We start from the raw sequence: 19,113 nt of genomic DNA, 5'->3' as shown, positions 1-19,113 counted from the left end.
AGGCTGGCGCGTGTCGGGGGGATTCCGACGACGGCGCTTCGCGCATGGCCCGCCGTTGGCGGATCGAAAAACAATGGGCGAGGGTGTGGCGCAGTGTCTTTGAAATCTATGTTCGGTCGATCGTCGGAGAAGCCCCTGACGGTGACCATTGTCGGCAAGGGAAACTCACACACCGGCATGGGGCGTCTCACCCACGCCTGGCTGATGGCGCTGCAGGGGCAGCCGGGCCTGACCGTGCGCTTCGTCAACACCCGCCCCGAGGAGGGGGATGACGTCGTTTCGAGCGACGTGGTCAAGATCACCGAGGCCGAAGGGCAAGCCGCGCCGGGCGACATCGCCATTTTTACGGACGTGCTCTGGAACGGCGTCGGCGACCGCAACTATGAGAAGTGCCCAGCGGCCAAGCTGAAATTCTGCTATACGGTCTTCGACTCCACTCAGGTGCCGCCGGAGTGGATCCGGATCATCAACGGCCACTTCGACGCCGTGCTCGTGACGTCGTCGTTCCTCGCGCCGGTGTTCAGGCACAGCGGCGCCTGCAAACCGATCTTCACCCTGCCGCTGGGTCTGGATCTGGCGCGGTTCTTCGCCACCAAGCCCAAGCCGATCGGCAAGCCCTACGTGTTCGGCGCGGTCGGCGCCTACGATTTCCGCAAGAACGTGCACCTGATGGTCGAGGCGTTCGAGGCGGCCTTCGGACTGGACAATCCCGATGTCGTCCTGCGGCTGAAGTTGAGCTACACGCTGCTGCCCGAGGAGGAAGCCGCCGCCTTCGCTCAGAAATACGTCGGCACGAACATCAAGATCGTCCGCGGCAACATCGACGAAGCGGCCTACCTGCGCTTCGTCGAAGACATCGACTGCATGATCAACATCTCCCGCGGCGAGGGGTACTCGATCCCCGCGCGGGAAGCCGTGGCCATGGGTAAGCCGTTGATCCTGACGGACAATTTCGCCCACCAGGACTTGCTCGGGATCGATTCCGTGCAGTTCGTCCGCGCCGAAATTCCCGTCCCGGCGCTGTATCCCCAAATCAACGAGCGCTTCATCGGCCTGCAGTACGTGCCGCACCTGATCGACGTGAAGAGGGCCTTCCAGCAGGTCTACGCCGAGCGGGACGCGTTCGCCGCCCGGGCCGTGGCCAATCGGCGCGTCGCCGAGGCCTGGTCGGTGGAGAAGCTTCGCCCGCTGTATCTGGCGACCGTCAAGCCCGACAACGTCAGCATTCGCGGCGGCCCCGACAGCCTGACGCCGTTGGGCATGGCCTCGCCGGACGAGGCCTTCTACCAGCGCTCGGCGCTGGTCCACGAAGCGGCCTGCCGTTCAGCCCGCAATCCGCAGCTGTTGAACCGTTCGGCCGGCAAGGTCGTGGTGATCGGCAATGACGGCGGCTTCTTCTCGCTGTTCAACCGCTACGCCTCGTACCTGGTCTGGGAAAAGGACATCGACGAATCCCGCCTGGTCCTGCCCGACTGGCGGGCCTCGGCGATCCAGGAATATTACGGTCTCTCCGGCTTCACGAGCTTCTGCTACGCCGCGCCGTCGGAAGGCAACGCTTGGCTGAAGCTGTTCCAGCCGTCTCCCGATGTCGCCGACGTCTCGATCTACAACGACACCGAGACGCTCTACGACGGGGCGTTCGTGGCGGACGACTTCAACGAGAAGCGCGAGCCTTGGCTGACCTATATCCACGCCTACCGGCTCTACCAGATGCCGGAGTTCCAGCGCTGGCGCCGATGGTATAACGCCCGGGTCTCGGAGCACATCAAGCCCGTGGCCGCGATCCAGGAACGGATCGATCGCAACATGGCGATGCTCGGCGACGGACATCGCATCGCGGTGCATATCCGCCACCCCAGCCACGCGATCGAGCAGCCGGGCGCGCAGCTGTCGCATATCGAGACCTACGTGCGGGCGATCGACGCCTACATCGCCGAACGAGGCATCGCCAATCCGCAAATCTTCCTGGCCACGGACCAGGAATCGACGGTCGCCGAAATGCGTCGACGGTTCGGGCCCCGGCTGCATGTCGACACCGACGTCAAGCGCACCTCGATGGCCGACGACCAGCAGTTCGCCGGGCTCGACACCCGGGAAAAAATGCGCGAAGGCCACCAGATTCAGCACCTGACCGCCGCAGATCCGGCCAATTGGTCCTCGACCATGGCGGCCGAGGTGATCGCCGACTGCTATTCGCTAGCCCAGTGCAACGTCCTGTTCCACATCGTCAGCAACATCTCGACCGCGGCGAGCTATATCAATCCCGACTTGGAAATGATCTTCGTGGGTCAGCGTCATGAGTAAGGTTTTGGATGCGGGCTCGGCTCCATCGATCGCGGACGAGGCGGAACTCGATCGATTGATCGCCGGGGAAAGCGCCGACCGGCAGGGTTCGGACATTCTCCAGGAACTGCGCCAGGAGCTGTCGGCCAGTGAGGACCAGATGCGCCGGATGGGCGAGGACCTCGCGGCGGCTCGTTACGAGCAAGGTCGCCTGGACGAGGAACGGTCCCGCCTGGGCGCCGATCTCGGTTCCGCCCGGGTCCAGATCGAAACGCTGCGGCGCGAGCGCGACACTCTTGAGGAGAAGATCCGCGACATGATCAAAGTCTCGGAAGCCGAGATGACCAAGATCATGGACCATACCGAGCGGATGCAGCACCTGCGGTTCGCCCAGGACGATGTCGCCAGCCTGACGCGGCGGGTGGAGGACCTTCAGGCCCAGCTGGCGGTCGAGCAGGCGGCCGGCGCCAAGCATCTGGAGGACCTGCGGGGCACCCAGGCCCATCGCGACATTCTGGAGAGCAAGATCGCCGGCATGCTTGAGGTGATGCGGCGCGAAACCCAGAAGATCGTCGACCATACCGAGCGTCAGTTCGCGACGATGGTGGAAGGCATGGAGGCGCGCCAGCGGCTGGCCGACGAGGTCGCCCGGGGCGATGCGTTGGAGGGGCGCCTGCGCGACCTGGAGCATCGCCAACAGGAACTGGAGCATCGCGAGCGCGAGACGGTCGCGGCCATTCACGCCTCGATGTCCTGGCGTCTGACCAAGCCGGTGCGGTTCGCCAGTCGCGCGCTGGCCCGTGTCGGACTCCGACGCGGCGCGCGATAAAGCGATCGGCCCGAAGGAGAGGCCGAACGGTTCGCGCCGGCAACATGCATTTCGAACGCGAAGGAGAGACGATTGAGAGCCTTGGTTACCGGCGGAGCCGGATTTGTCGGCCGGCATCTTTGCCATGCATTGCTTGAGCGTGGCTGGGAGGTCGTCTGCGTAGATCCGATCGTGCCGCGCACAGGAGGGCTGCGTCCCGAGCACTGGCCGCTGTATGATCCGCGAAGCTATGACGGCTTCACCTGGGTCGAGGAGGATTGCCGCGACTATTTCCGTCGCGATGAGAGGTTCGACTACGCCTTCCATCTGGCCGCCATGGTCGGCGGTCGCCTGATGATCGAGTACGATCCTCTCGCCGTGGCCGAGGATCTGGCCATCGACGCCGATTTCTTCCGCTGGGCGTTGCGCACGCGTCCGAAGAAGAACGTGTTCTTCTCGTCGTCGGCCGCCTATCCGATTTCGCTGCAGACGCGTGACAACGCCCATCTGCTGTCGGAAGACATGATCGATTTCGACACCAAGCTGGGCATGCCCGACCTGTCCTACGGCTGGGCGAAGCTGACGGGCGAGTATCTGGCTCGCCTGGCGCACAAGAGCTACGACCTCGACATGGTCTGTTATCGTCCGTTCTCGGGCTATGGCGAAGATCAGGACCTGACCTATCCCTTCCCCAGCATCTGCAAGCGCGCCCTGGAGTTCCGCGGCCAGGAGACCTTGACCGTGTGGGGAACGGGGGATCAGTCCCGCGACTTCATCCACATCAGCGACGCGATCCGCTTCGTGATGGAGTCGATGGACCTGGTCAGCAACGGCGACGCGATCAACCTGTCGACGGGCCGCAAGACCACGTTCAAGGAATTCGCCAAGATCGCCGCCAACGCCGCCGGCTACGACCCGGTGGTCATCGGTACTTCCGACAAGCCCGAGGGCGTGTTCGCCCGGGTTGGCGACACCGCCCTGCAGACCAAGCTGGGCCTGAAGCCGTCGATCTCGTTCGAGGAGGGCGTCGCGCGCGGCGTGGCCTATCAGGCGCGATTGCTCGGCGGCTAGGCGCGTTATCTATCGGCGGTCGGCAACTCCAGCCGGCCGCCAACGGACATTCGGGGGGGCCAGTCAGCATTGATGAGGCCCGGAATGGACAAGGCCATTATCGAGAAACTGGAAGAACACCAGATTCTCCAGTTTCTCGGGTCGATCGAGATCGACCTCCCGCGATGCATCGTGGATGTCGGCGGCAACCTCGAGGCGGAAATCTCATCGCCGTATGTCGCCAAGGGATGGCGGTCCTTGATCGTCGATCCCCAGGAACGCTGCGTCGAATCGCTCCGAAAAAAGTTCTCCGCGCACCCGAACGCGAGCGTAGTTCAGTGCGCCTGCTCCAACGAGCCTGGAGAACTCAAGCTGTTCATCGGTCTCGACGGGCCGGGCTCCGAAGTCTCCACGCTGAACTCGACTTCCGATCCGTGGATGGATCGTGTCCGTTCGGCTCAGTTTGAAATGGTTACGGTGAAGACCCTGACCGCTCTTCTGGAGGAACAGGACTTTCCCTCCGAGATCGGTATTCTGAAGATCGACACGGAAAGTTGGGACTACAACGTCCTCCTCGGCCTGGATCTGAGAAAGTTCAGGCCGAAAATCATCGTCACCGAAGAATATTATTGGGATGTCCAGGCGACGATCGGCAAGCACACCTACCTCGACGACAACGACTTCGTGAACGTCGGATTCATCGGCTATAACTCGATCTGGATGGATCGGGCATGCGGTGTACGGCACAGCCTGTCGATGTTGCGCGACTGGCTGGTCGCGGTCGACCGCTATCCGTCGGCGGTGCAAGGGCGAGGCGAGCTCACCCGGCTCTCGCCCTACCTGAAGGCCAAAAGCCTGCACTCATCGCCGGTAAGATTTGACAATGTTCTGGTTCAGGCCGAGGGCCTCGACGCCATGATCTGCGAGCAGTCGACGCGGCTTGCCGTGACGGTGGCCAACTTTCTCCACGAACCCGTCGGTCGTCTCGGAGCGCAGGGGGCGCCGATCGCGGTGAGCTATCACTGGCTGCACATGTCCGGCAAGGCGGCGGTCTGGGACGGGATCCGAACCTATCTGGACCGAGAGATCGGCGTGAACCAGATGGTGAAGCTCGACATCGTCGTCAGGGCCCCCGACAGGCCGGGATCTTACCTCTTGGTGGTCGATCTTCTGGAGGAGAACGTGTCGTGGTTCGGGCCCCGCGGCGGGATCAGCGCCAGCCAGGCCGTGGTGGTCGTCGAGGCTCCGTCCATCCCGCTCGCCGGCGCCGGGACGTCTTTTCAGGCGGGGCGAGACGCGGCGCCGTCAGGCAACCGGCGAACGATGTAGCCGAACAGGTGGATCTCCGCGTCGGTCGCGGTCACCCGGACCTCGAAGGCGGGAAGGAGCTTGCGGGCTTCGAACCTCAGCGTCTGGACGGCCGGCCCTTTGAGTTCCAGCTCGACCGGTTCCTGTACGATGATGTTTCCGTAGTCGGCGACGATGTCGATTTCGGCCGACGCTTGCCCGGCCCCAGGGCGCGGCGTGGCGTGGTAGCTCATCGCCACTTCGTAAGATCCACGCGGCAGCGACCAGTGTGGGCCGAACCCGATCAGGGATTTCGCCGATTGGGACGAGACGATCGCGTCAGTCTGGGAAAGGGGATCACGGCGTAGCGCCGCGCCGGGGGCGACGTACATGGCCCGGGCATCGACGCGCAGGATGTCGTCATCGTCGCCGGTCAGGCGGTGAGGAACGGTCAGGAGCGGCGGTTGGATCGGCACGGCGCCGAAGGCGCTGCTGCCGCAGGGTTCCGGGGGGGCGGGCTTCAGAGCGCGGTCGCTCAGGGCCGACAACAGCTCCATCGGCGAATAGCGTTCGAACGGTCCATGGGTGGAAAGCCGTGCGGCCGCCTCGGCTTCGGCCTCCAGTCCAGCGTCGAGGAAACGCGCGGCGCCCCCTCCGGCCTTCAGCGGACGCACGTGACCCGCGTCCCAGAGGCAATAGTCCGCCAGGGCCTCAAGACGTGCGAAGCGTTCGTCGTGGCGCAGGTCGCTCTCCGCGCGTGATAGCCGGGCGGTGGAAAGATCGAGCTTAATGTCGTGATTGGCCGAGAACGCGTCGAATTCGGCGAGGCGCTCGGGCGGCGCATAGATGCTGAAGACGGCGTCCGCCGCCTCGAGCGCATGCCTGAATTGGCGCTTCCACAGATAGGCGTGGACAAAATAGAGCTGCTGCAGCGTCAGCCCCGCCGCGATCCGCTGATAATGGGCCTGCTCCTCGGCGGCGTTCGTGCTGAAGAACGCCTCGATCCGCACCAGTTTGGCGGCGAGCTCCGCGTCGAAGACCGAGACGTTCTTGGCGAAGATCTCGCACGTGGCGGCGAGGAAATAGAGGTTCCCCCGATTGCCGTTCCAGACGTAGGAGCGGAACTGGTCGAAACAGGCCCGGGCAAGCGCGAAATGTACGCCGCCGCAGGTCCGCTTGATCCAGGCGATTCTACCCTGGCTGCGGACATATTTCAGAACCGGGCGCTTCCTGCGGCTGCGAGCGAATAGCTCTAACGACCTAAGATAGTGGGCGAGCGCGTTGTTACCCTCCAGTGGGTCTAAAAAGTAGCGCTCGTAAGAGAAAGACTTGCGAAAATTCTTGACGCCGTTCATCCCGTTAAGGATTGGAGCGTAGCAGGAAAACATGTCCACATCGCTGTCGTTTCCCAAAATATCGGAAATACTGTCATCCAGATTCCATTGTTCGCCTGGAGCGAGGTCGGCGAGCCTTTCATGAAGAGGCTCATAGAAGGCAAAATTATCCGGATCTTTGTTCGAAGAAGACCATGCCAGCGTGCTTCCTGTACGAAACCCTGCGTGTAAATGTACCGTAGAAGATCCAAAAGTCATATAATTGGTGCTCATCCCGCAGCACGCCGAAGCTGCGCCTGGACGTTGCATATCTTGTACGCCGGGCCATGACAACTTGGTGACAGACCTTCCAGGATTCCGAGCGCGGAATCACCTTCGGCGATCGGTTGATCGGTGAAGGTGATGCGGTATGAAGGCATTCCCAGCCGCTTCCTTGATCTGGCGCGTTCGGTCGCAACCGGCTCCGCGAGGTCCCGAAGGTGGCTCCAGTGTATCACTCGATTTGGAGACCGGCATGGCCGAGCGGAGATCAACGCCCGAGGACGTCTATCTCTGCTATCGCATGCTCCTGGGACGGGAGCCGGAGTATCCCCAGGCGATGATCGCACGGGCGATGCAGTATCCTTCCCGCACGGCCCTGGTCTCGAGTTTCATCCATACGCTGGAATTTCAACTGCGGCTCGGCGCTCCGATCTGTCCGGGACTCGACGTCGCCTTGATGGCCGAGTTCGCCGATCCGGAGGCGGTCGGCGTCGAAGGCTTCGTCACCGACTTCATGGGCGGCATCACCCATACCAGCCTGCTGGCCTGGGCGTTGGAGCGGAACGGTCAACTCGAAATGGCGCCGGTGCTGGGCAATCTGTTCGGCAGCCTGCCGGAGTGGCTGTCGGTGCTGGGGGCGGTCAAGGACGCCGTCGATCGCGGGCGGGGGCGTTTCGCCGTGGCCGAAATCGGCGCGGGCTGGGGGCCGTGGCTGGCCGTCGCCGGTCGCGCCGCGCGTCGCAAGGGCCTGGGCGACCTGCGTCTGATCGGCGTGGAGCCGGCTCCGGAACTGTGCGCATCGATGAAGCGCCATTTGAGCGACAACGGGTTCGACGCCTCCGTCGTCACCCTGGTCGAGGCGGCGGTCGTGCCTGGCGCCCAGGCCGCCCAGCACCCCATGCTGGCCCACCCGTCTCTCGAGTTTGGCCATCGTTCGACCGCCAGGCCGGTCAAGGCCCCGCCCGCCGACGGGTGGCGGGCGGTCGAGACGATCACGCTGGGCGAGGTCATGGCGCTGGAGCCGGAGCTGGATCTTCTGGTTCTTACGACGGGCGGCGAGGAGGCGGCGATGTTGGCCGAGGTCGATCTGACGACCCTCAAGGCGCGCTCGCTGATGGCGGCGACGCATGACCGCCAAACCGATTTCACGCTCTGGGACAGGCTCAGCAAGGCCGGCTGGCGCAACGCGATCTATCAGCCCTGCGAAGTTCGACAGGACAGCGACGACCTCTCGGTGACCCACATCGTCCGCGACGGCTGCCAGTACTGGGTCAACCCACGGCTCTGAGTCCGCCCCCGGTCCCTTGCGGCTTTCGGCGCCTGTCTCAACGCCATCGCCGGCGACGGACGGGCGCCCGCGTCATTGCTTCGACCGGTCGCCCGGCCGCTCGACGGTGCGGCTCGCCAGGGATGCGACGACCTGGTGGCGGGTGCGAGCGGCCCTCACCAGATCGAGAACCGCGTCGCGCTGGTCGAGCAGGACGCGCCGCCGCGCCAGCAGCTGCATGATGCGCGCGTTGTCGCGGGTCTTACGCGCCTCAAGGTCGGCCAAGGTCTCGCGCTCCCGACCCAGGATCATGGCCAGGTCCTCGATCGTCGCGATCATGGCCCGGACCTGGGCGTCGGCGTCGTTCGCCACGCTGGCGATTTCCGGCGACACGCCTTGATCTGCGTGGATTCCACGCAAGCCGACCTCCCGCTCGACGGCCCCGAACGCCTGGCGCAGGACGTCCACGCTGGAGACGAGCTTGGCGTTGAAGGCGGCCTCGTGCCGCAGCTCGACTTCCAGGGCTGCGAGGCGCGCTGACAAGTCGTCGTTATGGCTCTTTTCCCGGGCGGCCTCGACTCGCAGGCGGCCGGCCTCGTCTCGCTGCGCCGCCAGGGCGGCCTGGTGGCGCTGGTCCGCCTCCGACACCATGCGTTGAGCCGCGTCCCGAACGGTGTCGAGTTCCTCCTGCAGGCCGCGCAGCCGCTCCAGGGCGGTGTCGGCGTCGGCGGACTTCGCCGCCAGAAGGGCGCGGGCTTCCTCCAGGAGGCCTTGGTCGAGCTTGCTCGCTGGCGAGGCCGAGTCCGCGGCGGCGAACAGCGATCGTGTATAGAAGGTGAACCTGGCGTGCTCGGCCCACATCTCGTCGACGAGGCGGCGCGCGAAGGCCTCGGCTTGCGAGGAAGGTTGCACCTCCCGCGTCGCGTACTTGAAAAAGGTCTCGATCTTGAACCGGACGCCCGCCGGATCGCTCACGGGGCGAAGCGGGGCTTCGATATTGGCTCGCGCGCTGGACAGATCGATTCGGATCCCGCCCCGTGCGGCGATCGTCGCCTCGATGGCTTCGGCGTAGGCCCTGTCCCCGGTCAGGCGATTGACGTCCACGACGACGTCGATCGCATCGAACATCGCCATGTAGAAGTACAGGTGCGTCGCCACGAACGCGACGAAGATGTCGTCGTAGTCGCAGTGCTCGATCCAATCGCCGTCGAAGACCTCGGTCCGCAAATGCAGAAAGTCTTTCAGCTTCCGAAAAAACTCGATGTGTTCGGCGTATTCGATCGTGTACTTGATCGTGTCGAGGAAGTAGCGGTTTTGTTCGCGGTGCTGGTTGGAATACGAGTTCCACTGATGGAACAGATTGCGGTAGGCCAGCAGATGAAGGCCGCCGAAACGCCGCTTCAGCCCGACGCAACGACCTAGGGTGCGGTTGTCGGTCAGCACCGCGACCCGCGCCGGATCGGCCGGATTCTCGATCAGGGTCTTCACATAGTCCAGTTCGGCCTGGCTCAGGTCGCCCCGCGGGCCTTCACGCGGCACGAAGGTTTCGAAGGCGAAGGCGGCCGAGAAATTCCGCGCGCCGCCGCGCGGTTCGAGGAGATCGAAGAACTCGATGAAATAGGGCGAGCTCGGCGGATGACGGGAAAGCCAGCTGTTCGGGCTGATCGATGGAATCTGGTCCACGCTCAGCTCGGCCAGGAGCTCATGGAAGATCTCGCAGTAGGCGACGGTGTTCTCCGCCGCCCGAAACCGGGTCCAGAGCCAGGTGCTGGACGTGCGGAAGCTGGAATGGACGAAGATCGGCGGCGGCCGGCCGGGATCGTTCCGGTCGATTCCGGCGACGGCTCCGGAGGTCGCCGACCCGGCTTTGGCCGCTCGCGCGCGCTTGCCGCCAGCGGAGATCGAGCGCGGTCGCGTGGCCGCGCCTTTCGGCGGTGAAGGCTTCGAGGTCATGGCCCGCAATCTTTCTCGCAACAGCTTGGCGCGCAAGGGTTCGAAGGGATTTTCCCGGGATCGGGATTCAGAACCAGGGCGGTTCGAGATGGCCCTGCGCGCCGAGGAAGGCGCGAACATCGTCGTTAAGCCCCGCTTGCCAGACGAGCGCCACTTGGCTGGGCACCGCCAGCTCGCCGGACGCCGCGAGGGCGCGCAGCGCTCGGCCCGAGACGAGCCGGGTTCGCATGCCCGTCTCGGGGCGGTCGCGCGTCGGTTCGACGGTGGCGAAGAAACCGAACAGCTTGTTCGTCCGACGCGGCGGATCCTCGTGGGTGACGCCCACCGGGATCATGCGCGTGATTTGGAACCCGGTTTCTTCCCTCAGTTCGCGTGCGCCCGCTTCAGCCGGCGTCTCGCCTTCATCGACGGCGCCCGCCGGTAGTTCCCAGGTCCAGGCGTCGATCACCGGCCGGTACTGTCGTACGAGCAGGAACTCTCCTGCCGTCGTCATGGCCAGGACGCTCACGGCGTCGGCCTGCCGGACGCCGTGATAGGTCTCCACCCGGTCGGAACCCGGCATCCGCACGTCGATCTCGTCGATCTGCAGCCACGGCGAGAAGGGGCGCGTCCGGCGTGCTACGACGTTCACTTCGGGATCGGATTCGTCCATCGGCTTCTCGCGGGAGGCGGCGGGTCATACCGCGCGGGGCGGGTAGCCTTTTTCCCGCAACGCATCCATCACCTCCTGGGTGTGCTGAGCGTCGCGGGTTTCGATCGTGATGTCGAACTCCGCGCCCTTGGCGGGCACGTCCAGGGCCAGGCGGTTGTGGTTGACTTCGATGATGTTGGCGCCCATGGCGCCGATCACGTGCGAGACGGTGGACAGCAGCCCCGGACGGTCGTCGCCGACGATCCGCAGGGACACCAGGCGCTGGGCGCGCACCAGTTCGCGGGTCAGGACCGAGGCCAGCAGGCGGGTGTCGATGTTGCCCCCGCACAGGATCAGGCCGCATTTCCGGCCCCGGAATCGTTCGGGATAGGCCAGCAAGGCGGCCAGCGAAGCCGCCCCGGCGCCCTCGGCGATGGTCTTCTCGACGTTGCAGTACAGGGCGACGGCCTGTTCGATATGCGGCTCCTCCAGCAGCAGCACGTCGTCCAGCAGCGGCCGGGCGACGCCGTAGGTCAGTTCGCCCACCTGCTTGACCGCCACGCCCTCGGCGATGGTCTGGCCGCCGCAGTGGGCCGCGACGCCGCGCATCCTGGCGGTGAAGGACGGATACATGGCCGGCTCGCAGCCGATCACGCGGATGTCGGGCTTGACCGCCTTGGCGGCCGTGGCCACGCCGCTGATCAGGCCGCCGCCGCCGATGGGCACCGGCAGGATCTCAAGGTCGGGCGCGTCTTCCAGCATTTCCAAGGCGATGGTGCCTTGGCCAGCCATGATGTCGTAGTCGTCGAACGGATGGACGAAGGTCAGATCCTGCTCGGCCTGCAGCTTTCGCGCGTGGGCCGACGCGTCGTCATAGGTTTCGCCTTCGATGATCACGGTGGCCCCGAAGTCGCGAGTGTGCTGGACCTTCACGAACGGGGTGGTCTTGGGCATGACGATGGTGACCGGCACACCGAGGCGCGCGCCGTGATAGGCCAGGCCCTGGGCATGGTTGCCGGCGCTGGCGGCGATGACGCCCCGAGCCTTTTCGGAATTCGACAGCAGCATCAGCTTGTTCAGCGCGCCGCGCTCCTTGTAGGCGGCGGTGAACTGCAGGTTCTCGAACTTGACCCAGACTTCGGCTCCCGTGATCTTCGAAAGCGTCTTGGAGTACCGGCAGGGGGTGCGCTCGATCTGGCCGACGAGGCGGTTGGCGGCGGCGCGGATAGCGGTGATATCGAGGGTCATGAAGCCGATCTTCGGGAAGCTGAACGGAAGGCCTGGGCGGTTGATAGTCGGTTTGCGCCCTTCGCACAGCAGTCAGGCTCAATTTTGCCGAGTTTGTGCGTGAACAGCCGCGACGAACCGCCGCATTGCGTCGCCACGGAGGCGCAAATCGAGTTGTCGTTGACTTGTCCGCGCCGAGTCCCTAGACGCGACGGGCCAGCGAACACTCGCTACCCGCGTGGCCAATCGCAACAAAGTATCGGGCCGAATTGAGAAATGTCGCAAGCCTTGAAGGCCGCTGGTAAAGATCTGGTGGAAGGTGTTCGTCTTGCTCCTCTTTGGGGAGCGCTGGGTTGGGAACAAACGGTCGGTCGTTTTCGGCGAACGCTGTTAGGCCCATTCTGGCTGTCAACTACGCTGCTCACGATGGGCTTTGCTCTGAGCTTCGTATTCGGCGCAATGATGGGCACGCCCTGGCGGGAGAATTTTCCTTACGTCCTGGCCGGCATTCTCGCCTGGGGTCTGGTGGGCACCGGCATCGCCGAGGGCGCCAACATGTTCGTGAACGGGGCGGGCATCATGCAGGTGCAACGCTTGCCGCTGTCGTTCTATGCCTGGCTTGCGATCTTTCGTGTCCTGGTGAACTTTCTGGCGCAGCTGCTGACCTATTGGGCGGTCCTGCTGGTGCTGGGTCTGGCGGCGATTCCATCTTGGACCCTGATCCTCGCGTTGCCCCTGACCTTCATCGCCACGCTGGTGGCGGGCTTCGTGGTCGCCATCCCCTCGACGCGATTCCGCGACATCGGTCTGGGCATCGGCTTCGTGATCCAGATGCTGTTCTTCCTGACCCCGATCTTCTGGCATCCCGGCAAGATGCACGGCATCCGCGGCATGGTCGTCGAGTACAATCCGTTCACCCATCTCGTCGCGTTGATTCGCGAACCCCTGCTGGGTCACGCGCCCCGACTGACCGACTGGACCTGGGGCGTGGGCTGGACCGGCGGGGCCTTCGTCGTGACCTATGTTCTGATCGCTGCTTTTCGCAAGCGCGTCATTTTCTGGCTGTAAGGCACGACCATGAGCCATTCCGTAGAGCTTAGCGGCGTCACGCTCGATTATCCGGTCTACTCCGTCAGAGCGAAGTCTCTGCGCAGCGCGATGTTCGCGCGCAAGATCGGTGGCCAGATGTACAACAACCAGGACGTGACCATCGTTCGCGCCCTGTCCAACATCAGCTTCAAGCTGCAGGAAGGCGACCGCCTGGCGCTGGTCGGCCACAACGGGTCGGGCAAGACCACGCTCCTGAAGGTGCTGGCCGGCGTCTACGAGCCGACGGCGGGCCAGATCCGGGTCGACGGCAGCGTTGCGACGACGATCTCGATCGGGGCGGGCCTGGACTACGACGCCACCGGCCTTCAGAACGTCTACCATATGGGCCGCATGCGTATGGTCTCGCGCAAGGCCATCCAGGCCAAGCTGGACGACATCGTCGAATGCTCGGGCCTCGCCCAGTTCATCCACTTGCCGGTTCGCACCTACTCACTGGGCATGGTGGCGCGACTGATGTTCGCCGTGACCACCGCCTTCGAGGCCGACGTCGTGATCATGGACGAGTGGCTCAGCGCGGGCGACGCCGACTTCCAGGAACAGGCGCGTGCGCGGATGACCGAGTTTATCGACCGTGCGAAGATCGTGGTGGTCGCGACCCACGACTTCCATATGGCGCGCGATGTCTGCAATAAGGTTTGCGCTCTTGGGGGGGGCAAGGTCGGCTTTTTCGGCACGACAGCCGAATGGGTGCAATGGATCGCCGACGGAGCCCAACCGCTTTCGGCCTGACCGGCGCCGGGGGGTGAACGGCGATGCCAAGCGCGAGACTGAAGTGGGTTCAAGGGGGGCGGGAAGCCGACTTATGCGCGTAGCGATGATCGATACCGGCCGGCCGTCCGAGGCCTTCCTCGCCGATCGCGACCGGGCGGGACGCGATCTGGCGTCTTCACCGATCCTGCGAGGCTGACGCATGGCCGACGCCGCCAAGACCGGGGCCGCGGGCGCGTCCAAGTCGCGAGCAGCCGCTTCCAGACGTCCGGCGGCGAAGCCGGGAACGCGCTTCGCGTTCGATCTGTCGACCTCGGCCCGCTGGAGCGGCGTAGCGGTCGGCATCGTGCGGGTTGAGCGCGAACTGGCCCGGCGCGCGCAGGAACACCTGGGCGACCGACTCCAGTATTGCCTGTACGACCTGCATGCCAAGGCGTTCCGGACGATCGACCCGACGACGGCGATGGCGATTGTCGAAGGGCGGTTGAACGTCGATTTCGAGCCGGGCGAGACCCAGCGCCTGGCCGACCTGGAGCTCAGGACGCAGGTCCGGGCCCACCTGCTCAATCGCCCGAGGCTGTTTTCCGTCCTGCAGGCCCTGAGGGGACGGAAAGTCTCGATCGAACAGACGCTGGCCCTGCGCGCGGCCACCGGCGCGCCCAGCATGACCTTCCGGCAGATCGGTCGCGAATATCTCATCGGAAATCCCCGCCTCTACCAGGCGTTCCAGCGCCTGAGAGGGCGGTCGCTGTCCTTGAGCCAGATCTCGCAGATCCGGGCCGAGGAGGCGCGCCAGCGCCGTCCGGTCGAGGCCGGAGCCAAGCGGGTGAAGCTGGCGGATTTGGCGGCCGGCGAACTGAAGCTGGCCCCGGACCTCGTCGTCATCTCGGGCGGCCTGGACTGGGAGCACAAGGACCTTCGTGCGATCTACAGGCTCAAGGGGGAGCACGGCTTCCGCTACGCCGCCATTCTGTACGACCTGATCCCGCTGAACCTTCCCCAGTACGTGGTCCCGCACTACGTCAACCTGCTGACCGACTATTTCGGCGAGCTGTTTTGGACCGCCGACTTTGGCATGTGCATCTCGCGCAAGACGCAAGAGGACGCGCTGGCCTATTGCGCCGAGAACGGCATGCAGCCGCTGGCCATGCGGCATTTCCCGCTCGGCGGCGACCTGCCGCCCAGCAAGGTCCAGGCCACGCTGCCCGAAGCGCTGACGGGGAAGCGGTACGCGATCTTCGTATCGACCATCGAGCCCCGCAAGAACCACCGAGCGCTCTACGAAGCCTGGGATCACGCCGTACGGCAAGGCAGGATCGACGCCGAAACATGCCGTCTGGTCTTTGTGGGCCGTGCGGGCTGGAACACTAGCGAGCTGATGCACGAGATCCGCACCAACCCGCACACCAAGGACAGCATCGTCCTGATGGAGGGCGTCAGCGACGCGATGCTGGACGCGCTCTACAAGGGCGCCGATTTCGGCCTGTTCCCCTCGCGCTACGAAGGTTACGGCCTGCCCTTGGCCGAAATGCTCAGCCACGGCCTGCCTTGCATCGTCAGCCCCGCGGGTTCGTTGCCGGAGGTGGGCGAGCAGCTGGTGGTCTACAAGGATCCGATCGACATCGCCGGCTGGTCCGAAGAGATCGTCCGCTTCTTCTCGGAGCCCCAGCTGCTGGCCGCCCATCGGCAGGCCATCCGCGAGCGCTATCGACCGATTAGCTGGGAGCGCGCCAGCGACGAATTCTTTCGCGCCCTGGAAGGGCTGGTGAAGTCATGAAACGGCGCGTGCTGGGGCTCTCGACCTATCCGATCCGCCGCCCACGCCATGGCGGACAGTTCCGTGTCGCCGCGATCGCCGACTTCTATCGCGGCTTCGGCTACGACTATCACTATTCGGCCGTCTACGAGTCCCCGGCTTACGGCCCCGCGGACGTTGGCCCGGACGATATCAAGCTCGACCATGTGGACGTGCGCTGGCAGGGTCTGCCCTTCATGGGCGATGTCGCGTCCGGGACGTTCGCGGCGGAAACCCCCGCGGCCTACGCGCATTTCTGCCAGGTCGTCGCCCGGCTCCAGCCCGACGTCGTGCAACTTGAGCATCCCTTTCTGTGGCCGCTGATCAAGCGCATGCGAAGCGAGGGAAAGCTCGACGGCGTCCAGATCGTGTACTCGTCCCACAACTGGGAAGGGCCGCTGAAGGAAAGCATTCTCAAGCGAGCCGGGATGGCGGCGGCCAAGGCTGCGGCGCTTCGCGCCGGTATCGAGGCCATGGAAACCGAACTCGTCCGGGCTGCGTCTCTGGTGATCGCCGTTTCGACTGCGGACGCCAAAATCTATGCCGGCTTGACGCAACGCTCGAAGGTGCTGGTCGCATCCAACGGCACCCCCAGGCCCCCCGCGGAGAATCCGACGGGAGAGGCCGGCAAGGCCGCGCCGGCCGGCGAGTCGCTGCGGCGAAAGCTGTTTGGCGGCGACAAGTTCATGTTCTTCGTCGGCAGCGCCTATCCGCCGAATATCGAAGGCTTCCGGCGTCTCGTCGCCGACGGCGGCTTCTTCTTCCTGCCGCCGAAGAAGGCCATGGCGGTATGTGGCGGCGCGTCCGAAGGCATTTTCTTCAGCGACGAATACCAGCGCTTCGTGATCGGCAACAGCGAGCGTGTGCAGTTCATCTCGGATATCGACGACGAGCAGCTCTGGGACCTCAAGCGCGCCGCGCACGTCTTCCTACTGCCGATCGAGTTTGGCGGCGGCACCAATCTCAAGTCCGCGGAAGCGATCGCCTCCGGCAAGTGGGTCATCACGACCAGCGTCGCCCTGCGCGGGCGCGAGGCCTTCCGGGACGCGCCGGGAGTCGTCGTCGCGGACACGCCCAAGGCGTTCCGCAAGGCGATGATCCAGGTGATGAACAGTCCGCCGCTCAAGTTGGGCGCCAGGGACCGCGCGGCGCGCGACAAGCTCTATTGGGACCATGTGCTGCTCGACAGCGGGATCCAGGCCGCCATCGAGGCCCTGCCGTATCCAGACGGGCCGAAGAAGGCTCCCTGATCGCTCCAGCGCGGTCGGATCGGGTTCCGAAGGCGCTTTCTCGCCGGGCGTTCACCATTGTGCGCCTCCTGCCCGAATGGTAGGACGCGCGTTCAAATTCTAGCTGGGCATAGGACTTTATAGATGGCTCGTACGGCACTTATAACCGGTGTAACCGGCCAGGATGGCGCCTACCTTTCCAAGCTTCTTCTTGAGAAGGGTTATACGGTTCACGGTCTTGTTCGCCGCAGCAGCCATTCGGAAGTTCATGCACATCGCCTTCAGTGGCTCGGTATTGAAAACGACGTCCAGTACCACGACGGAAATCTGATCGATCTTTCAGGCCTGATCCGCACCGTTCGCGAAGTGAAGCCGGACGAAGTGTACAACCTGGCCGCCCAGTCGTTCGTGAAGTCCTCGTGGCAGCAACCGATCCTGACCAGCCAAGTGACTGCGAACGGCGTGGCGAACATCCTTGAGGCTGTTCGCCTGGAGGCGCCGGAAGCCCGGTTCTATCAGGCGTCGTCGTCCGAGATGTTCGGCATGATCCAGGAGCCGCAGCAAAGCGAGAAGACGCCATTCTATCCGCGCAGCCCCTATGCCGTGGCCAAGCTCTACGGCCACTGGCTGACGGTGAACTACCGCGAGAGCTTTGGCCTGCACGCCAGCAGCGGCATCCTATTCAATCACGAGTCGCCACTGCGCGGCCTGGAGTTCGTGACCCGCAAGGTCACCGACGCCGCGGCCCGCATCAAGCTGGGCCTGGCCAAGACCGTGCAGCTCGGCAACCTGGACGCCAAACGCGACTGGGGCCACGCCAGGGACTACGTCAAGGCTATGTGGATGATGCTGCAGCAGCCCGCCAGCGACGATTACGTCGTGGCCACCGGCACGATGTACACCGTGCGCGAGCTTTGCCGGTTGGCGTTCGAAGCGGCGGAACTGAACTACGAGGATCACGTCGAGGTCGCCGAGGCGTTCATGCGTCCGGCCGAGGTCGACGTTCTGTTCGGCAACCCCGCCAAGGCCGTGGCTCAGCTGGGCTGGAAGGCCGAAACAACCTTCCCGGACATGATCGCCGAAATGGTCCAGGCCGACCTGGAACGGCATCGGCGGAGGCTCTAGTGCGCGCGGTCGAAGACAGGCGCATCCTGGTCACAGGGGCGTCCGGCTTCGTCGGTCGCGCGCTTGTGGCGCGGTTGCGTCAGGCCTATCCCGAAGCCGCGCTTCTCGGCGCGGCGGCGTCCGGTCAGGTGGACGGCGTCGATATGGTCCGGCTGGACCTGGCGTCCACCGACAGCATCGTCGCCGTCACGCGAGCTTTCCGGCCCACGGACGTGATCCACTTGGCCGCCCAGTCCAGCGTCCAGGGCGCTTTTGGTTTGCCCCGAAGCGTTTGGGAAACCAACGTCGTCGGCGTGTTGCGCCTGATCGACGCCCTGCGCGACGACGCCCCGGACGCATCCCTGGTGTTCGCGAGCAGCGGCGAGGCGTACGGACGCTCGTTCCTGGCGGGCCAGGCCCTGGACGAAGACGCGCCCCTGCAGCCTGAAAACCCTTATGCACGAAGCAAGGCCGCCGCCGAGATGGCCTTGCGCGACCTGTGGGGCGACAGGGGGCGGCTGGTGATCCTGCGCATGTTCAACCATTTGGGCCCGGGACAGGACGAACGGTTCGTCGCCGCCTCGTTCGCGGCGCAGGTCGCCCGAGCGGAGCGGGGCCTGGGCCCGCCCGTCATCAAGGTTGGCGACCTCTCGGCCGAACGGGATTTCGGCGACATCCGGGATCTGGTCGAAGCCTATGTCAGCGTGCTCGACAACATCGACAGCTTCGAGGCGCGCTCGGTGTTCAACGTGTGTTCGGGAACGACGCGGCCGGTGCGCGACATCGCCGACCTGCTCATGGAATTCGCGCGCATACCGATCTCGTTCGAGATCGATCCCGCCCGCGTGCGTCCACAGGCGGTCCAGCGAGCGGCCGGTTCGCACGCGGCCTTGACGGCCGCGACGGGCTGGCGGCCCGCCAAGTCGTTCCGGGAGACGATCCTTTCGGTGCTTGAGGGATGGCGGAACCGCGCCTAGAGCCTGTTGAGATTAGGCGGCGTAGCCTGAGTTTCTGAGATAGTTGGCGCATTCTTCTGGTGGGAAGGCGTTGAGGAGCAAGCCGGTGG

15 protein-coding genes are annotated in these 19,113 nt (G+C 64.8%); 11 read left to right on the top strand and 4 right to left on the bottom strand.

Going from position 1 to position 19,113, the window contains the following annotated elements:
• Positions 1-177 precede the first annotated feature (177 nt).
• From EV278_RS18470 to EV278_RS18455, 4 genes are all read left to right on the top strand, one after another.
• Positions 178-2,304, top strand: a complete 2,127-nt coding sequence (locus EV278_RS18470; protein WP_132094782.1) for a hypothetical protein — start codon at positions 178-180, stop codon at positions 2,302-2,304.
• Positions 2,297-3,112, top strand: coding sequence for a hypothetical protein (locus tag EV278_RS24650; RefSeq protein ID WP_132094780.1), 816 nt, complete (start codon positions 2,297-2,299; stop codon positions 3,110-3,112). The genes EV278_RS18470 and EV278_RS24650 overlap by 8 nt, the downstream gene beginning before the upstream one ends.
• A gap of 72 nt (positions 3,113-3,184) precedes the next feature.
• Positions 3,185-4,162 (top strand): NAD(P)-dependent oxidoreductase, encoded by a 978-nt coding sequence (locus EV278_RS18460; protein ID WP_132094778.1) that lies wholly within the window; start codon positions 3,185-3,187, stop codon positions 4,160-4,162.
• Positions 4,163-4,246: 84 nt separating this feature from the next.
• Positions 4,247-5,470 (top strand): FkbM family methyltransferase, encoded by a 1,224-nt coding sequence (locus tag EV278_RS18455; RefSeq protein WP_165916698.1) that lies wholly within the window; start codon positions 4,247-4,249, stop codon positions 5,468-5,470.
• On the opposite strand, the gene EV278_RS18450 is transcribed toward EV278_RS18455, so the two are convergent.
• Complete coding sequence (locus EV278_RS18450; protein WP_132094774.1) at positions 5,422-7,035, bottom strand: hypothetical protein; 1,614 nt, start codon at positions 7,033-7,035, stop codon at positions 5,422-5,424. The genes EV278_RS18455 and EV278_RS18450 overlap by 49 nt on opposite strands.
• A gap of 241 nt (positions 7,036-7,276) precedes the next feature.
• On the opposite strand from EV278_RS18450, the gene EV278_RS18445 reads away from it, so the two are divergent.
• A complete protein-coding gene (locus tag EV278_RS18445) occupies positions 7,277-8,311 on the top strand; it encodes a class I SAM-dependent methyltransferase (protein ID WP_132094772.1) in 1,035 nt (344 codons plus the stop codon).
• 72 nt (positions 8,312-8,383) lie between these two features.
• Here the strand turns inward: EV278_RS18445 and EV278_RS18440 are convergent, their stop codons facing one another.
• From EV278_RS18440 to EV278_RS18430, 3 genes are read right to left on the bottom strand one after another with little or no spacing between them, the layout of a single operon-like run.
• Positions 8,384-10,252, bottom strand: a complete 1,869-nt coding sequence (locus tag EV278_RS18440; protein WP_132094770.1) for a hypothetical protein — start codon at positions 10,250-10,252, stop codon at positions 8,384-8,386.
• 58 nt (positions 10,253-10,310) lie between these two features.
• Positions 10,311-10,895: an NUDIX hydrolase gene (locus EV278_RS18435; RefSeq protein ID WP_132094768.1), complete on the bottom strand. Its 585-nt coding sequence runs from the start codon at positions 10,893-10,895 to the stop codon at positions 10,311-10,313.
• Positions 10,896-10,919: 24 nt separating this feature from the next.
• Positions 10,920-12,122, bottom strand: a complete 1,203-nt coding sequence (locus EV278_RS18430) for a threonine ammonia-lyase (protein WP_132094766.1) — start codon at positions 12,120-12,122, stop codon at positions 10,920-10,922.
• A gap of 255 nt (positions 12,123-12,377) precedes the next feature.
• Here EV278_RS18430 and EV278_RS18425 point away from each other — a divergent pair, with 255 nt between their 5' ends.
• From EV278_RS18425 to EV278_RS18400, 6 genes are all read left to right on the top strand, one after another.
• Positions 12,378-13,169, top strand: coding sequence for an ABC transporter permease (locus EV278_RS18425; protein ID WP_132094764.1), 792 nt, complete (start codon positions 12,378-12,380; stop codon positions 13,167-13,169).
• A gap of 9 nt (positions 13,170-13,178) precedes the next feature.
• A complete protein-coding gene (locus tag EV278_RS18420; RefSeq protein ID WP_132094762.1) occupies positions 13,179-13,940 on the top strand; it encodes an ABC transporter ATP-binding protein in 762 nt (253 codons plus the stop codon).
• A 181-nt stretch (positions 13,941-14,121) separates the two neighbouring features.
• The gene (locus EV278_RS18415; RefSeq protein WP_132094760.1) at positions 14,122-15,696 is read left to right on the top strand and encodes a glycosyltransferase; all 1,575 of its coding nucleotides are present in this window, start codon (positions 14,122-14,124) and stop codon (positions 15,694-15,696) included.
• Positions 15,693-16,964 carry a glycosyltransferase gene (locus tag EV278_RS18410; RefSeq protein WP_132094758.1) on the top strand — a complete coding sequence of 424 codons (1,272 nt, stop codon included), beginning with the start codon at positions 15,693-15,695 and terminating at the stop codon, positions 16,962-16,964. Before EV278_RS18415 ends, EV278_RS18410 begins: the two co-directional genes overlap by 4 nt.
• 123 nt (positions 16,965-17,087) lie before the next feature.
• A complete protein-coding gene (locus tag EV278_RS18405) occupies positions 17,088-18,068 on the top strand; it encodes a GDP-mannose 4,6-dehydratase (protein WP_132094756.1) in 981 nt (326 codons plus the stop codon).
• Positions 18,068-19,024 (top strand): GDP-mannose 4,6-dehydratase, encoded by a 957-nt coding sequence (locus tag EV278_RS18400; protein ID WP_165916697.1) that lies wholly within the window; start codon positions 18,068-18,070, stop codon positions 19,022-19,024. The genes EV278_RS18405 and EV278_RS18400 overlap by 1 nt, the downstream gene beginning before the upstream one ends.
• Positions 19,025-19,113 lie beyond the last annotated feature (89 nt).

The organism is Caulobacter sp. BK020 (assembly GCF_004342605.1).
Lineage (GTDB): Bacteria > Pseudomonadota > Alphaproteobacteria > Caulobacterales > Caulobacteraceae > Caulobacter.
The sequence above is the reverse complement of the archived record's forward strand: the minus strand, read 5'-3'. Positions and strand labels throughout refer to the sequence as shown.

What these genes read in the sequence shown, in the direction of transcription:
- EV278_RS18420 (WP_132094762.1), top strand. Translation starts at nt 13,179, where the DNA reads ATGAGCCATTCCGTAGAGCTTAGCGGCGTCACGCTCGATTATCCGGTC.
- EV278_RS24650 (WP_132094780.1), top strand. Translation starts at nt 2,297, where the DNA reads ATGAGTAAGGTTTTGGATGCGGGCTCGGCTCCATCGATCGCGGACGAG.
- EV278_RS18445 (WP_132094772.1), top strand. Translation starts at nt 7,277, where the DNA reads ATGGCCGAGCGGAGATCAACGCCCGAGGACGTCTATCTCTGCTATCGC.
- EV278_RS18415 (WP_132094760.1), top strand. Translation starts at nt 14,122, where the DNA reads ATGGCCGACGCCGCCAAGACCGGGGCCGCGGGCGCGTCCAAGTCGCGA.
- EV278_RS18435 (WP_132094768.1), bottom strand. Translation starts at nt 10,895, where the DNA reads ATGGACGAATCCGATCCCGAAGTGAACGTCGTAGCACGCCGGACGCGC.
- EV278_RS18405 (WP_132094756.1), top strand. Translation starts at nt 17,088, where the DNA reads ATGGCTCGTACGGCACTTATAACCGGTGTAACCGGCCAGGATGGCGCC.
- EV278_RS18410 (WP_132094758.1), top strand. Translation starts at nt 15,693, where the DNA reads ATGAAACGGCGCGTGCTGGGGCTCTCGACCTATCCGATCCGCCGCCCA.
- EV278_RS18450 (WP_132094774.1), bottom strand. Translation starts at nt 7,035, where the DNA reads ATGAGCACCAATTATATGACTTTTGGATCTTCTACGGTACATTTACAC.
- EV278_RS18425 (WP_132094764.1), top strand. Translation starts at nt 12,378, where the DNA reads ATGTCGCAAGCCTTGAAGGCCGCTGGTAAAGATCTGGTGGAAGGTGTT.
- EV278_RS18430 (WP_132094766.1), bottom strand. Translation starts at nt 12,122, where the DNA reads ATGACCCTCGATATCACCGCTATCCGCGCCGCCGCCAACCGCCTCGTC.
- EV278_RS18455 (WP_165916698.1), top strand. Translation starts at nt 4,247, where the DNA reads ATGGACAAGGCCATTATCGAGAAACTGGAAGAACACCAGATTCTCCAG.
- EV278_RS18470 (WP_132094782.1), top strand. Translation starts at nt 178, where the DNA reads ATGGGGCGTCTCACCCACGCCTGGCTGATGGCGCTGCAGGGGCAGCCG.